Here is a 14,452-nt window from a genome sequence, read left to right on the forward strand (position 1 = left end):
CGCCTAGCTGTTGTAGTCGAACATCACGCCGGACACATCATCGCGGAAGTCCGCGCCCCCCATGCGCTCGTGCAGGTTCCAGACGAGGGCCTCCATCAGTTCCTCGGACCGCAGGCCGGCATTGGCGCGCAACAGCCGGGCCAGACCGTCCTCGCCGAGTTCGTTACCCTCGGCGTCAGGGCATTCCGTCACGCCGTCCGAGAGCAGGAACAGCCGGTCGCCGGGCAGAAGCCGGGTTTCCACCCGCTCGTAGACCGCGTCGTGCAGCAGACCGACGGGCAGGCCGCCCTGCCCCAGAAGCTCCACCCGGCCGTCGGTCCGCAGCACCATGGGATGGGGATGGCCCGCCTGCACCAGATCAAGCTCGCCCGTGTCCAGATCGACCTCGGCATAGACCATTGTGAAATACTGGTCGACCTGAAGGTCATCCAGCATCATCGCGTTGAAGCGCGTGGCCACCTGTTCCGGCGCCCAGGTCTGCCGCCCCTTGCAGCGATAGCAGTTTCCACCGGTCAGCGCGAAGTTCTGGTCGGGCGAGGCGCCGGACAGCAGCCCGGCCAGCCGCGCCGTCATGATCGCCGAGGCGACGCCATGGCCCGACACGTCCACCGAATAAAGCGCAAGCCGCCGGCTCGCGATCTCGAAGCAGCCGACGAGATCGCCGCCGACATGGCCGGACTGCCGCATCAGAAGCGTGGCCGTCGAGTTCCCGAAGCGGCGGTGACGCTCGCGGACCAGCGTCTGCTGCAGCTTCCGCGCCTCGATCAGGTCGCTGTCCAGCGAATCGTAGATCTTGCGCAGCTCGTCGAGCGCACCTTCGAGCAGCTGGTTCTTCTCGACCAGCTCCGTCTGCATGCCGAGCACGCGTTCGCCGGCGCGAAGCCGGGCGCGCAGCTCGTCGGGCGCCACGGGCTTCACGAGATAGTCGTCGGCCCCGCCGTCGAGCCCGTCGACCACCTCCCCCGTGCCGGAGCGCGAAGTGAGAAGGATGAAGTAGCAATACCCCTCGCGCGGGAGGGCGCGGAGCCGCCGGCAGAACTCCAGCCCGGACATGCCCGGCATCATCCAGTCGCTCAGCACGATGTCGATGCCCGGCTCGCGGCACATCTCCAGCGCCTCGGTCGCGCTGCCCGCCTCGCTGACCCGGTAGCCCCAACGCTGGAGCGACAGGGCGAGGACGCGTCGCTGCGCCCGGCTGTCATCCACGATCAGCACATGCCGCTGCACGGCCCTTCGGCGGAAGCCGGCCGACTCTGCGAGCAGGAAGGATCTGGCATGCAATGGGCGAACTCTCGGCAATGTCCTTTCGGGGACACTACCCTCCCGCGCATTAAGAGAGCGTGAAACATAAAATTCGGCACGCTGAGCCGCGGCGGCGTTACGCCCTGTTAAGCCGAAAGCCCCAGCCTGCGGCCATTGGCGTCGGCGGGACGGAAGGTCGCGATGATAGATTGGGCAAGGGTCGCGGATCTGCGCGGCGAGGTCGGGACGGAGGGCTTCGACGAGGTCGTCACCATGTTCATGGAGGAAACCGACGAGACGATCCGCCGTCTCAACGGCCGGCGAGAGGATGCTGGCCTCGAGGAACTGCTGCACTTCCTGAAGGGCTCGGCCCTCAACCTCGGCTTCACCACGGTGTCCCGCCTGTGCCAGGAGGGTGAGCGACTTGCCGCGGCCGGACGCGGTTCCGAAGTCGACCTCGTCCAGCTGACCGACAGCTACCGCAACACCCGCCACGAATTCCTTCTCGGCCTGAGGCAGCTTCCACCGATCTGAACCGGCCGCGCGAAAAGGGCCTGCGGGATTCTCCGGCGCGCCCCGCTGGGCAGGTCAGATCAGGAACTCCGCCAGCGCCTCGTCGCCCGTGATGTCGCGATACTTGAGGCCGGCACCGTCCATCACCTCCATCAGCCGGGGGAAGTTCTCCGCCCGCTTCGTCTCGATGCCGATCAGGACCGAGCCGAAGTTGCGCGCCGACTTCTTCAGGTATTCGAAGCGGGCGATGTCGTCGTCGGGGCCGAGCATCATCAGGAACTCGCGCAGCGCGCCGGGCCGCTGCGGCATCCGCAGGATGAAGTATTTCTTGAGGCCCGAGTAGCGCTGCGCCCGTTCCTTCACCTCGGGCAGGCGCTCGAAGTCGAAGTTGCCGCCGGAGGTGACGCAGACCACCGTCTTGCCGCGGATCTCCTCCGCCAGCTCGGGCAGGACGTCCACCGCAAGCGCGCCCGCGGGTTCGAGCACGATGCCTTCGACGTTCAGCATCTCGAGCATGGTGATGCAGATCCGATCCTCGGGTGCCAGATGCACCTTGGCCGGAGCCACCCAGTCGAGCATCGCGAAGGGCAGGTCGCCCAGCTTTGCCACCGCCGCGCCATCGACGAAGCTGTTGACCCGCGGCAGCGCCACCGGCCGCTTCGCCTCGAGCGCGGCGCGCAGGCTTGCCCCGCCCTGCGGCTCGACAAAGCGGAAATCGGTCAGCGGCGCCGCCGCCCTGAGATAGGTCGTGACACCGGATGCGAGACCCCCGCCACCCACCGGCAGCACGACCAGATCCGGCGCCCGGCCAAGCTGCTCCAGCAGCTCGACGCCGACGCTCGCCTGCCCCTCGATCACGTCCGGATCGTCGAAGGGCGCCAGGAAATGCGCGCCCTGCGCCGCACACCAGGCCTGGGCCGCGGCCAGCGTCTGGTCGAAATAGTCGCCGGTCAGCACGATTTCGACCGCGTCCCCGCCAAAGGTGCGGGTCTTGTCGATCTTCTGCTGCGGCGTGGTCACCGGCATGAAGATCGTCCCGCGCACGCCGAAATGGCGGCAGGCATAGGCCACGCCCTGCGCATGATTGCCCGCCGAGGCGCAGACGAACTGGCGCTGGTCGGGATGGGCGACGCGCACCTTGCGCATCGCCGTGAAGGCGCCGCGCAGCTTGTAGCTGCGCACCGGCGTCAGATCCTCGCGCTTCAGCCAGATCTCGGCGCCGTAGCGGGCCGAGAGATGGTCGTTGCGCTGCAGGGGCGTCTCGGGGAACAGGTCGCGCAGAGCGCGGGTGGCGGAACGGGCGTTGTCGGCGAACTGGGTCATGGGCGCACCCTACCCCGATCCTCCGACCGGCGCCACGGTGCGCCCTTGTTCGAAACGGCAAACTTCACTAGACCGGCACGCGAAGTTTTCCGCGATGGAGCCGTGCCCATGTCCGCCCCGAAGAAAGTCGTCCTTGCCTATTCCGGCGGGCTCGACACCTCGATCATCCTGAAGTGGCTGCAGACCGAATACGGCTGCGAGGTCGTGACCTTCACCGCCGACCTTGGCCAGGGCGAGGAGCTCGAGCCGGCGCGCCAGAAGGCCGAGATGCTCGGTATCAAGCCGGAAAACATCTTCATTGAAGACGTGCGAGAGGAGTTCGTGCGCGACTTCGTCTTCCCGATGTTCCGGGCGAATGCTCTTTATGAGGGGCTCTATCTTCTGGGCACCTCGATCGCCCGCCCGCTGATCGCCAAGCGCCTGGTCGAGATCGCCGCCATGACCGGCGCCGATGCGGTGGCGCATGGCGCGACCGGCAAGGGGAACGACCAGGTCCGGTTCGAGCTGACGGCCTATGCGCTGAACCCCTCGATCAAGGTGATCGCCCCGTGGCGCGAGTGGGACCTGACCTCGCGCACCAAGCTGATCGAGTTCGCCGAGCAGAACCAGATCCCGATTGCCAAGAACAAGCGCGGCGAGGCGCCCTTCTCGGTCGATGCGAACCTACTGCACACCTCGTCCGAGGGTCGCGCGCTGGAGAACCCGGGCGACGAGGCGCCCGACTACGTCTACCAGCGCACCGTCGACCCCGAGAAGGCGCCCGACACGCCCGAGATGGTCGAGATCACCTTCGAGAAGGGCGATGCCGTCGCGATCAACGGCGAGGCGATGTCGCCGGCCGCCATCCTGACCCGGCTGAACGAACTGGGCGGAAAGCACGGCGTCGGCCGGCTGGATCTGGTGGAAAACCGTTTCGTCGGCATGAAGTCGCGCGGCATCTACGAGACCCCCGGGGGCACGATCCTGCTCGAGGCCCATCGCGGGATCGAGCAGATCACGCTGGACAGCGGCGCCGGCCATCTGAAGGATTCGATCATGCCGCGCTATGCGGAGCTGATCTACAACGGCTTCTGGTACTCGCCCGAGCGCGAGATGCTGCAGGCGCTGATCGACAAGTCGCAGGAGCATGTGTCGGGCACCGTTCGCGTCAAGCTTTACAAGGGCTTCGCCCGGACCGTGGCGCGCTGGTCGGAGCATTCGCTCTATTCCGAGAAGCACGTCACCTTCGAGGACGACGCCGGCGCCTATGACCAGAAGGACGCGGCGGGCTTCATCCGGCTGAACGCCCTGCGGCTGAAGCTGATCGCCACTCGTAACGCGCGCGTGAAGGGCTGAGAGCCGTTGGCCGGAACCGGCGCACGACCGCGCCGGTTGACCTCCTTTCCCAAGGGAGAGGAGAATCCAGATGAGCCTCAAGAAAGTCCTCGGGCTGATGCTTGCCTCGCGCATGGCCGGGCGCGGTGGACGGATGGGAGGGCTGGGCACTGCCGCCGTCCTCGGGTCCGGCGCCGGTCGGAAGGCGGGCATGGCCGCGCTTGCCTACATGGCCTATCGCGCGTGGCAGGATCAGCAGTCCCGCGGCGGGACGGTGCGCGGCAGCGCGTCGACCGGCGGCGGGATCGGCGGGATGATCGGCAGCGTGATGGATAGCCTGAACGGGCAGCAGGGCGGCTTCGGCCCCGCCGGCGGTCAGGCGCAGCCTGTCCAGCGGGACGAGCGGATGAGCCAGGTGCCGGAAGACCTGATCTCGGACGCCAAGGCGCTGCTGCTGCTTCAGGCGATGGTGGCCGCGGCCTGGGCCGACGGCACGATGTCGGCCGAGGAGCGCCAGCGCATCCTTGACCAGCTCGACGAAGGCGGAGCCGACGAGGCGGATCGCCGGCTGGTCGAGCGGGAGATCGCCCGCCCGCAGCCACTGGACCGGCTGCTGGAACAGGTGCGCGACCAGGAGACCGCCGAGCAGTTCTATCTGGCGTCGCGGGCGGCCGTCGATCCCGGCATGAGCGCGAATCGCGCCTATCTCTGCACGCTGAGGGGCCGGTTGAACCTGTCCGATGCCGAGGTGCGCGAGGTCGAGGATCTCACGTCCTGATGCGGTGCGCGGCCAGCCGCCGGTAGTGCGGCAGCGCCCGCTCGGCCAGATCGGCATAGTGCGGTGGCAGGTCGGGCAGCGGACCTTCCGGATCCTCGAAGCCGGTGGAGCGATGGACGGCGCCATACCAGTGCGCCGCCCAGATCCCGTCGGAGGGGTGGCCACCGGCGGGCCAGTGCAGCATCGCCTCGGTGAAACCGAGGCCCAGCGCGGCGCAGAGCGCCGACAGCGCCGCCTTCGGATTGTCGCGGATGTCGGCGCTGTCGATCACGAGGGGCGGACGGCCCAGCCGGTCGGCCACCTCGTCGAACAGGTGGGCCTGCTGCACGAAGCCGATGTCGGCCAGCGTGGGCCCTTCCCGCTTCCTTGCGTAGCTCGCCACGACCCGCGCGGGATGCCGGATCAGGAAAACATTTTCGCAACTCGCCATGAAGCTCCGGTCAAAGCCGGGGATCATGTGGACCGTCATGTGCTTCTGGTAGAACAGCGGCTCGCCGAACGGCGCCTCGCCCGCGCAGCGCGCGGCGATGCGGTCGGGGTCGGTCTCGTTCGCGGCAATGATCTCGTCGCGCATCGGATGATCGATCCCGGTGGCCCTCAGATAGGCGGCATAGAACGGCTCATCCCAGACCGCGCAGTCGCCACGGGCGGCGAAGGCATACATCATCGCCGTGGACAGGTTCCGCGGCCCGGACCACATCGCGATCCTCACGCCATCACCAGCCGCTTGTAGAGCGCGCGGAGACGCTCGGTCATCGGCCCCATTCCGCCGCTGCCGATCACGCGGCCGTCGATCATTCCGACCGGCGTCTGCGCTCCGAAGGTGCCGGTGAGGAACGCCTCGTCGGCGGAATAGGTGTCGACCAGCGAGAAGTTCCGCTCGAAGACCGGGATGCCGTTGGCGCGGCAGATCCCGATGACCTTGCGGCGGGTGATGCCGTTCATGCAGTAGTCCCCGGTCGAGGTCCAGACCTCGCCCTTTCTCACGATGAAGAAGTTGCAGGCGTTCGTCGTGTTGACGAAGCCATGCACGTCCAGCATCAGCGCCTCGTCCGCGCCGGCCTTCTCGGCGGCGATGCAGGCAAGGATGCAGTTCAGCTTGGAATGGGAATTGAGCTTCGGATCCTGGCTCATCGGCAGGCCGCGGACATGCGGCACCGTGGCGAGCCGGATCGGCCGCGGGATCTTCGGGCGGCTATGTTCCATGATGATCGCGACAGTCGGCCCCTGCCGCGAGAGCGAGGGATGCTGGAACGGCCGCGTCTTCACGCCCCGCGTCACCATCAGGCGGGCATGCGCGTCCGTGGTCATCCCGTTGGCCGCCTGGGTGTCTAGGATCGCCTGCGCGACCTGATCGGGCCGCATCGCGATGTCGAGGTCGATGGCCTTCGCCGCCTCGAACAGCCGCTCGAGATGCTCGTCCAGAAAGGCCCAGCGCCCATCATAGAGGCGGATCCCCTCCCACACGCCATCCCCCAGCATGAAGCCGGAGTCATAGACAGAGACCAGCGCTTGGGCCTTCGGCACGATCCGGCCGTTCAGCCAGATGCGGATGGTCTCGTTCCGGGCGTCTTCCTCGGCCTGATGGGTCGTGACGTGGTCGGTCATGCGGCAACTCCTGTTCGGGTCACGCTAGACCGGCGGGGTGCCGTCGCCAAGGGGCGGCACCCCGGTCTCAGCGCAGCAGGGCATCCACCTCTGCCGCCGTCGGCATGGCGGCGGCCGCGCCCTGCCGCGTCACCTGCACCGCCGCGGCCGCGGCCGCACGACGCATCGCGGCCTCGCGCGGAAGGCCGGCATCCAGCGCTGCGGCAAGGTTTCCCGTGAAACAATCGCCCGCGCCCACGGTATCCACCGGCACGACCTGAACGGCGGGCACGAAGAGCGGCTGCGCCCTTGCCGAGTGCCACTCGGCGCCCTTCGCGCCGCGCGTCACGATCATGTCCACCCCGGGCAAGGCGCCAAGCGACGCCTTCAGGGCCGCGGCCTCGCCCTCGTTCATCACGAGGAGGCTCACGACCGGAAGCACCGCCTGCACGGCCTCCACGTCGAACGGGGCGGCTGAATAGATGACGCGCAGGCCCAGGGACGATGCGCGGTGTGCGGCCTCGACCTGCGCCGAGGTCTCGTTCTGCAGGAGCAGCGTGTCGCCCGGGCCGGCGCATGCCAGCGCGGCCTCGACCTGTGCCGCATCCAGCCTGCGGTTCGCGCCCGGATGGATGATGATCGCGTTCTCGCCCTCCGGATCGACGGCGATGATGGCGTGGCCGGTCGGCTCGGCCCCGACCCTGACATGGCCCACATCGATGCCCTCGGCGGCCAGCGCGTCGCGCGCCCAGATCCCCTCCGGTCCGACGCCACCGACATGTAGCACCCGCGCGCCAGCCCGTGCGGCGGCAACCGACTGGTTCGCCCCTTTCCCGCCCAGTCCCATGGCATGCTGCGTGGCCTGCAGCGTCTCGCCGGGCGCCGGCAGATGCGGCACCCGGTAGACGTGGTCGATGTTGATCGATCCGAGATTGAGAAGCATCACCCCACCTTGCAGGCCGCCATCACCGCCATGTTGAGGATATCATTGACCGTCGCATTCACCGAGCAAAGCTGGATCGGTTTCGATACGCCGGTGAGGATCGGGCCGATGACCGTCGCGCCCGCCATCTCCTGCATCAGCTTGATCGAGATCGAGGCCGAATGCCGCGCCGGAACGACGAGGATATTGGCCGGCCCGGTGAGGCGGCAGAACGGATATTGCGCCATCGCCGTGGGATTCAGCGCCACATCGACCGACATCTCGCCCTCATACTCGAAATCGACCTTCATCCCGTCGAGCACCTTGGTCGCAGCGCCCATCTTCGAGGCGCGCTCGGACACCGGATAACCGAAGGTCGAGTAGGAGACGAAGGCCACGCGCGGGTCAAGGCCGAGGTTGCGCGCCACGCGCGCCGACTTGACCGCGATGTTGGCCAGATCCTGCGGCTCGGGCCATTCGTGCACCAGCGTGTCGGCCATCAGCACGATCCGCCCCTTGTGCAGGATCGCCGTCACGCCCACCGCGCCATCGGACGCCTTGGCGTCGAAGACATGGTTGATGAGCTGCATCACATACGAGGATTTCCGAGTGGCGCCGGTCACCAGCGCGTCACCATGCCCGTGGGCCAGCATCAGCGCCGAGAAGACGTGCCGGTCGCGCGTCGCCAGCCGGTGGATGTCATAGCTGTCGAAGCCGCCACGCTGGAGCCGCTGGTAGAGGAAATTCTGGTAGGCCTCCATGTGGCGCGAGTTCGAGGAGTTCACCACCTCGAGTTCGCGCACCGCATCGCCGAGGCCCGCGGTTTCCAGCTTCTCGCGCACGTCATGCTCGCGGCCCACGACCAAGGCCTTTCCCATCCCGGCGCGCTGATAGGCGACGGCGGCGCGCAACACGCGCAGGTCGTCGCCCTCGGCGAAGATCATCCGGGCCTGTGCCGCCTTGGCGCGGGCGTGGATGCCCTGCAGGATCGAGGCGGTCGGGTCCATCCGCGACTTCAGCGCGAGTTCGTAGCCGTGCAGGTCGATGATCGGCCGCCGTGCGACGCCCGTATCCATGCCCGCCTTCGCCACCGCCGGCGGGATGGTATAGATCAGCCGCGGGTCGAAGGGCGTGGGAATGATGTAGTCGCGCCCGAACGAGAGCTTCCGGCCATAGGCCATCGCCACCTCGTCCGGCACATCCTCGCGCGCCAGCTTCGCAAGCGCCTTGGCACAGGCGATCTTCATCTCGTCGTTGATCGCACGGGCGTGGATGTCCAGCGCACCGCGGAAAAGGTAGGGGAAGCCCAGGACGTTGTTCACCTGATTGGGGTAGTCCGACCGGCCCGTCGCCACGATCGCATCGGCGCGGACGGCATGCGCCTCTTCGGGCGTGATCTCGGGGTCCGGGTTCGCCATGGCGAAGATCACCGGGTTCTCGGCCATGCTGGCCACCATCGCCGGCGTCACCGCGCCCTTGGCCGAGACGCCGAGGAAGACGTCGGCGCCCACCATGGCCTCTTCCAGCGTCCGAAGGTCGGTCTTTGCCGCATGGGCCGACTTCCACTGGTTCATGCCCTCGGTGCGGCCCTGGTAGATGACGCCCTTGGTGTCGCACATGATGCAGTTGTCGTGCTTCGCGCCCATGGTCTTCAGAAGCTCGAGACAGGCGATGCCCGCGGCCCCCGCGCCGTTCAGCACGATGCGGACGTCCTCGATCTTCTTGCCCGACAGTTCCAGCGCGTTGATCAGACCGGCCGCGCAGATCACCGCCGTCCCGTGCTGGTCGTCATGGAACACCGGGATGTCCATGAGTTCCTTCAGCCGCTGCTCGATGATGAAGCACTCGGGCGCCTTGATGTCCTCGAGGTTGATGCCGCCGAAGGTCGGCCCCATCAGCCGGACCGCCTGGATGATCTCGTCCGGGTTCTCGGTGTCCAGCTCGATGTCGATGGCGTTCACGTCGGCAAAGCGCTTGAAGAGCACCGCCTTGCCCTCCATCACCGGCTTCGAGGCCATGGCGCCGAGGTTGCCCATGCCGAGGATCGCGGTGCCGTTCGAGATCACCGCCACCATGTTGCCCTTGACCGTATAGTCGTAGACCGTCTCGGGCGCGTCGGCGATCGCCTGCACCGGGACGGCCACCCCCGGCGAATAGGCAAGGCTCAGGTCGCGCTGCGTCGCCATCGGCGTCGAGGCGGTGATCTCGTATTTGCCGGGCTTCGGTTCGAGATGGTAGAGAAGCGCCTCTTCGGGCGTGATCTTGGTCTTGGTCATGAGGGGGCCATCCTGTGCAAGCACGGCCCTTCTAGCGCCGCCCCGCCCTCGCAACAATCACCAAGGATTTGCGGCTTTTCCCCGCAGAGGGGCTCCGCTAGGGTCGCGCCTCGGAATGGGAGGGGCAGCGTGAGCGACGACACCGTCACGCCGATGATGGCGCAATATCTGGAGATCAAGGCGCAGCACCCCGATGCGATCCTGTTCTACCGGATGGGCGACTTCTACGAGATGTTCTTCCAGGATGCGGCGCTGGCGGCCGAGGCGCTGGACATCGCGCTGACCAAGCGCGGCAAGCATCGCGGTGAAGACATCGCCATGTGCGGCGTGCCGATCCATGCGGCCGAGGGCTATCTGCTGACGCTGATCCGCAAGGGGTTCCGCGTCGCCATCGCCGAGCAGATGGAGGACCCGGCCGAGGCAAGGAAGCGCGGCTACAAGGCCGTCGTGCGGCGCGAGGTGGTGCGCCTCGTCACGCCCGGCACCCTGACCGAGGACAGCCTGCTGGAGGCACGGCGCCACAACTTCCTTGCGGCCTTAGCCGAGATCCGCGACGAGGCGGCGCTGGCCTGGGCCGACATCTCGACGGGCGAGCTGCGCGTCACGCCCTGCCCGCTTCCCCGCCTGTTGCCGGAACTCGCGCGTCTCGCGCCACGGGAACTGCTGGTCAGCGAAGGGCGCGACCTCGACGCCCTCGTGCAGGAGATCGGCTGCGCCCTCACCCCGCTTGCCCGCGCGAGCTTCGACAGCGGCTCGGCCGAAAAGCGGCTCTGCGCCCTGTTCGCGGTCGGCACACTGGACAGTTTCGGCAGCTTCGGCCGCGCCGAGACCGCCGCGATGGGCGCGCTGGTCGATTACCTTGACCTGACGCAGCGCGGGAAGCTGCCGCTGCTGCGCCCGCCGGTGCGCGAGGCGGCGGGCGGCTCGGTCCAGATCGACGCCTCCACCCGGCGGAACCTCGAGATCACCACCGCGCTCTCGGGCGGGCGCGAGGGTTCGCTGCTGGCCGCCGTGGACCGCACCGTGACCGCGCCCGGCGCCCGCCTGCTGGAGCGGCGGCTGTCCAGCCCCTCGCGCGATCTGGCCACCATCCACGCCCGGCTGGAGACCATCCGCTTCCTGACCGAAGACCCCCGCCTGCGCGAGGATCTGCGCGACAGCCTGCGCCGGGTGCCGGACATTGACCGCGCCCTGTCGCGCCTCGCGCTGGACCGGGCAGGACCGCGGGACATGGCGGCGATCCGCGTCGGGCTGACGCAGGCCGAGATCCTCGCGACGCGCCTGCCGCCCGAGGCGCCGGCGCTTCTGGCCGCCTCAGCCGCGGCGCTGAAGGGCCACGAGGCGCTGACCGACCTTCTCGATCAGGCGCTGGTGGCCGAGCCGCCGCTGCTGGTGCGCGACGGCGGCTTCATCGCCGCGGGCTTTGACGAGGAACTGGACGAGACCCGACGGCTGAGGGACGAGGGCCGCGGCGTCATCGCCTCGATGCAGGCGGGCTTCGTCGAGCAGACCGGCATCGCCAGCCTGAAGATCAAGCACAACAACGTGCTGGGCTATTTCATCGAGGTCACCTCGACCCATGCCGACCGGATGCTCTCGCCGCCGCTGAGCGAGACCTTCATCCACCGCCAGACCACCGCCGGTCAGGTCCGCTTCACCACGGTGGAGCTTTCGGCGCTGGAGACGCGCATCCTGAACGCCGGCAATCACGCGCTGGAGCTGGAGCGGATGCATTTCGCGGCCCTGCGGACGGCGATCCTCGATGCCGCCGGCCCCATCGGCTCGGCCGCCCGCGCGCTGGCCGAGATCGATCTGGCGGCGGCACTCGCGGATCTGGCCGTGACCGAGAACTGGACCGAGCCGCAGGTGGACGACAGCCGCGCCTTCCTGATCGAGGGTGGACGCCATCCGGTCGTGGAACGCGCGCTTCGGCGCAGCGGCACGCCCTTCGTGGCCAACGACTGCGCGCTTTCCGCAGCCGAGACACCGGCTATCTGGCTGATCACCGGCCCGAACATGGCGGGCAAGTCCACCTTCCTGCGCCAGAACGCGCTGATCGCGCTGCTGGCGCAGGCCGGCAGCTTCGTGCCGGCGGGGCGAGCGCATGTCGGGCTGGTGAGCCAGCTGTTCAGCCGGGTGGGCGCCGCCGACGACCTCGCCCGCGGGCGGTCCACCTTCATGGTCGAGATGGTGGAAACCGCCGCCATCCTGAACCAGGCCGACGACCGGGCGCTGGTGATCCTGGACGAGATCGGCCGCGGCACCGCCACCTGGGACGGTCTCTCGATTGCCTGGGCGACGCTTGAGCATCTGCACGACCAGAACCGCTGCCGCGCGCTTTTCGCCACGCATTACCACGAGATGACCGCGCTGGCCGGCAAGCTGAAGGGCGTCGAGAATGCGACCGTCAGCGTGAAGGAATGGGAAGGCGACGTGATCTTCCTGCACGAGGTGCGCAAAGGCGCCGCCGATCGCTCCTATGGGGTGCAGGTCGCCCGTCTGGCCGGATTGCCCGCGCCGGTGATCGAACGGGCGCGTGCGGTTCTCGACGCGCTGGAATCCGGGGAACGCGAAAGCGGCACGCGCCGTCAGTCGCTGATCGACGACCTGCCGCTGTTCCGCGCCGCGCCGCCTCCGCCGCCGGCTGCACCGGCGAAACCCTCGGCCGTGGAGGAACGCCTGAAGCAGGTCCACCCCGACGAGCTGAGCCCGCGCGAGGCGCTGCACCTGCTTTACGAATTGAAGGCGCTTCAGACCGGAGACGACAGGTCATAGCGATAGACCCGGCCGGGGCGCCTGCAGGCCCCGGCGGATCTGGCCTGCTCAGGCGCCGGTGTTGGAGGAGACACCCACCTGCGCGGGGCGCAGCAGGCGGTCGTGGATCATGAAGCCCTCGGTCATCACCTGGATGATCTGGCCGGCCTTGGTGCCCGGCACGGGGGCCTCGAACATGGCCTGATGCTGCTGGGGATCGAAGGCGTCGCCGACCTGCGGGCTGATCGGCCGCACGCCATGCTTCGTCATCACGTTCAGCAATTCGCGCAGCGTGAGTTCCACGCCTTCGAGCAGCGCCGAGGCGGCCGCCCGCTGTTCGTCGGTCGCCACGTCGAGCGCGCGGCTCAGGTTGTCATAGACCGGCAGCAGGTCGCGGGCGAGTCGCGTGCCGCCATACTGCTCGGCCTCGCGCCGGTCGCGCTCGGCGCGCTTGCGGCTGTTCTCGGCATCGGCCAGCGCCCGCATGAACCGGTCGCGCAGCTCGTCGCGTTCCGCGCGCAGCGCCTCGAATTCGCCGAGGTCCGGCGCAGCGGCCGGTTCGGGGGTCGCCTCGACCCGATCCATCTCATCCCGGGGTGCCTGATCCTCGGCCATGTCGTCTTTCCTCGCGTTCGTCATACCCGTCATCCCTTGCCGCGGTCGGACACCAGCCGACCCACCAGCTGCGCCGTGTAGTCGACGATCGGCACGATGCGACCGTAGTTCAGCCGCGTCGGTCCGATCACGCCGATGGCGCCGATGATCTTCCGATCCGCGTTCATATAGGGAGAGACCACCAGAGAGGAACCCGAAAGTGAGAAAAGCTTGTTTTCAGAACCGATGAAAATGCGCACGCCTTCGCCGGATTCCGCCAGTTCCAGAAACTCGGCGATGTCACGCTTGCGTTCGAGATCATCAAAAAGGCTGCGGATGCGCTCGAAATCGGCCGCCTCGGTCCCGCCTTCGAGCAGGTTCGCCCGCCCGCGCACGATCAGCCGCTCGGACTGCTCGCCCGGGTTCTCCCACACGGCCAGCCCGCTCTGCACCAGTTCATGCGCAAGGGCGTCGATTTCCTGACGACGCTGGGCGATCTCCTGACCCACCGTCTGGCGCAGGTCGGCCAGCGTCAGCCCCTCGACCAGCGCATTGAGGAAATTGGCGGCCTCGCGCATGGACGAGGCGGTCTGGCCCGGCGGCGGGCGGAACACGCGGTTCTCGACATGGCCATTGGCAAAGACCAGCACGACCAGCGCACGATCCGCCCCAAGGCTCACGAATTCGATGTGCCGGATCGGCGCTTCCTGCTTCGGCGCGAGCACGAGGCTTGCGCCATGGGTGATGGACGAGAGCGTCGCCCCCACCCGGTCGAGCAGCGAGACCACGTCATGCTCGTTGCCGCCCATGGTGGCGTCGATCCGGGAGCGATCCTCGTCCGAGACGGTGCCCACTTCCAGCAGGCCATCTACGAACATGCGCAGGCCAAGCTGGGTCGGGATGCGCCCGGCCGAGACATGCGGGCTGTCCAGCAGCCCGAGGAACTCCAGATCCTGCATCACGTTGCGGATCGTCGCGGCGCTGACCTTCTCGGTCATGTGGCGTGTCAGGGTGCGCGAGCCCACGGGATCGCCCGAGGCAAGGTAGCCCTCGACCACCCGGCGAAACACCTCGCGCGAGCGGTCGTTCATCTCGGAAAGGATCCTGTTCCCTTCGTTCATCGTGCTGCCTTCCAAGCGACTGCCGACT

The 14,452-nt window shown here is 68.0% G+C and carries 12 protein-coding genes; 4 read left to right on the plus strand and 8 right to left on the minus strand.

The window, feature by feature from the left end:
• Positions 1-3: 3 nt before the first annotated feature.
• Positions 4-1,227, minus strand: coding sequence for a PP2C family protein-serine/threonine phosphatase (locus CK951_RS15570; RefSeq protein WP_232520641.1), 1,224 nt, complete (start codon positions 1,225-1,227; stop codon positions 4-6).
• A gap of 216 nt (positions 1,228-1,443) precedes the next feature.
• Here CK951_RS15570 and CK951_RS15575 point away from each other — a divergent pair, with 216 nt between their 5' ends.
• The gene (locus tag CK951_RS15575; RefSeq protein ID WP_096786989.1) at positions 1,444-1,776 is read left to right on the plus strand and encodes an Hpt domain-containing protein; all 333 of its coding nucleotides are present in this window, start codon (positions 1,444-1,446) and stop codon (positions 1,774-1,776) included.
• A 54-nt stretch (positions 1,777-1,830) separates the two neighbouring features.
• Here CK951_RS15575 and ilvA read toward each other — a convergent pair whose 3' ends face one another.
• Positions 1,831-3,078 carry a threonine ammonia-lyase IlvA gene (gene ilvA, locus CK951_RS15580; RefSeq protein ID WP_096786990.1) on the minus strand — a complete coding sequence of 416 codons (1,248 nt, stop codon included), beginning with the start codon at positions 3,076-3,078 and terminating at the stop codon, positions 1,831-1,833.
• A 108-nt stretch (positions 3,079-3,186) separates the two neighbouring features.
• Here ilvA and CK951_RS15585 point away from each other — a divergent pair, with 108 nt between their 5' ends.
• Both CK951_RS15585 and CK951_RS15590 read left to right on the plus strand, forming a co-directional pair.
• Positions 3,187-4,413, plus strand: coding sequence for an argininosuccinate synthase (locus CK951_RS15585; protein WP_096786991.1), 1,227 nt, complete (start codon positions 3,187-3,189; stop codon positions 4,411-4,413).
• Positions 4,414-4,483: 70 nt separating this feature from the next.
• Positions 4,484-5,170, plus strand: coding sequence for a tellurite resistance TerB family protein (locus tag CK951_RS15590; RefSeq protein ID WP_096786992.1), 687 nt, complete (start codon positions 4,484-4,486; stop codon positions 5,168-5,170).
• Here the strand turns inward: CK951_RS15590 and CK951_RS15595 are convergent.
• The 4 genes from CK951_RS15595 to CK951_RS15610 all read right to left on the minus strand — a co-directional run bounded on the left by CK951_RS15595 (position 5,160) and on the right by CK951_RS15610 (position 9,955).
• The gene (locus CK951_RS15595) at positions 5,160-5,870 is read right to left on the minus strand and encodes an HAD family hydrolase (protein WP_198402461.1); all 711 of its coding nucleotides are present in this window, start codon (positions 5,868-5,870) and stop codon (positions 5,160-5,162) included. The genes CK951_RS15590 and CK951_RS15595 overlap by 11 nt on opposite strands.
• A gap of 8 nt (positions 5,871-5,878) precedes the next feature.
• Positions 5,879-6,778: a D-amino acid aminotransferase gene (locus CK951_RS15600; RefSeq protein ID WP_096786994.1), complete on the minus strand. Its 900-nt coding sequence runs from the start codon at positions 6,776-6,778 to the stop codon at positions 5,879-5,881.
• Positions 6,779-6,845: 67 nt separating this feature from the next.
• Positions 6,846-7,700, minus strand: a complete 855-nt coding sequence (locus CK951_RS15605) for a ribokinase (RefSeq protein WP_096786995.1) — start codon at positions 7,698-7,700, stop codon at positions 6,846-6,848.
• Complete coding sequence (locus CK951_RS15610; protein ID WP_096786996.1) at positions 7,700-9,955, minus strand: NADP-dependent malic enzyme; 2,256 nt, start codon at positions 9,953-9,955, stop codon at positions 7,700-7,702. Before CK951_RS15610 ends, CK951_RS15605 begins: the two co-directional genes overlap by 1 nt.
• A gap of 129 nt (positions 9,956-10,084) precedes the next feature.
• Between CK951_RS15610 and mutS the strand changes: the two genes are divergently transcribed.
• Positions 10,085-12,730: a DNA mismatch repair protein MutS gene (gene mutS / locus CK951_RS15615; protein WP_096786997.1), complete on the plus strand. Its 2,646-nt coding sequence runs from the start codon at positions 10,085-10,087 to the stop codon at positions 12,728-12,730.
• 48 nt (positions 12,731-12,778) lie between these two features.
• Here the strand turns inward: mutS and CK951_RS15620 are convergent, their stop codons facing one another.
• Together CK951_RS15620 and hrcA are read right to left on the minus strand one after the other, a co-directional pair.
• Complete coding sequence (locus tag CK951_RS15620) at positions 12,779-13,348, minus strand: nucleotide exchange factor GrpE (protein ID WP_198402367.1); 570 nt, start codon at positions 13,346-13,348, stop codon at positions 12,779-12,781.
• A gap of 5 nt (positions 13,349-13,353) precedes the next feature.
• Positions 13,354-14,424 carry a heat-inducible transcriptional repressor HrcA gene (hrcA, locus tag CK951_RS15625; RefSeq protein ID WP_096786998.1) on the minus strand — a complete coding sequence of 357 codons (1,071 nt, stop codon included), beginning with the start codon at positions 14,422-14,424 and terminating at the stop codon, positions 13,354-13,356.
• Positions 14,425-14,452 lie beyond the last annotated feature (28 nt).

The sequence above is a fragment of the Rhodobacter sp. CZR27 genome (genome assembly GCF_002407205.1).
GTDB lineage: Bacteria > Pseudomonadota > Alphaproteobacteria > Rhodobacterales > Rhodobacteraceae > Cereibacter_A.

Bases quoted from the DNA above. Each gene is read 5' to 3' on its own strand.
- CK951_RS15575 (WP_096786989.1), top strand. From the start codon at position 1,444: ATGATAGATTGGGCAAGGGTCGCGGATCTGCGCGGCGAGGTCGGGACG.
- CK951_RS15610 (WP_096786996.1), bottom strand. From the start codon at position 9,955: ATGACCAAGACCAAGATCACGCCCGAAGAGGCGCTTCTCTACCATCTC.
- CK951_RS15585 (WP_096786991.1), top strand. From the start codon at position 3,187: ATGTCCGCCCCGAAGAAAGTCGTCCTTGCCTATTCCGGCGGGCTCGAC.
- ilvA (WP_096786990.1), bottom strand. From the start codon at position 3,078: ATGACCCAGTTCGCCGACAACGCCCGTTCCGCCACCCGCGCTCTGCGC.
- hrcA (WP_096786998.1), bottom strand. From the start codon at position 14,424: ATGAACGAAGGGAACAGGATCCTTTCCGAGATGAACGACCGCTCGCGC.
- CK951_RS15620 (WP_198402367.1), bottom strand. From the start codon at position 13,348: ATGACGAACGCGAGGAAAGACGACATGGCCGAGGATCAGGCACCCCGG.
- CK951_RS15595 (WP_198402461.1), bottom strand. From the start codon at position 5,870: ATGTGGTCCGGGCCGCGGAACCTGTCCACGGCGATGATGTATGCCTTC.
- CK951_RS15590 (WP_096786992.1), top strand. From the start codon at position 4,484: ATGAGCCTCAAGAAAGTCCTCGGGCTGATGCTTGCCTCGCGCATGGCC.
- CK951_RS15605 (WP_096786995.1), bottom strand. From the start codon at position 7,700: ATGCTTCTCAATCTCGGATCGATCAACATCGACCACGTCTACCGGGTG.
- CK951_RS15600 (WP_096786994.1), bottom strand. From the start codon at position 6,778: ATGACCGACCACGTCACGACCCATCAGGCCGAGGAAGACGCCCGGAAC.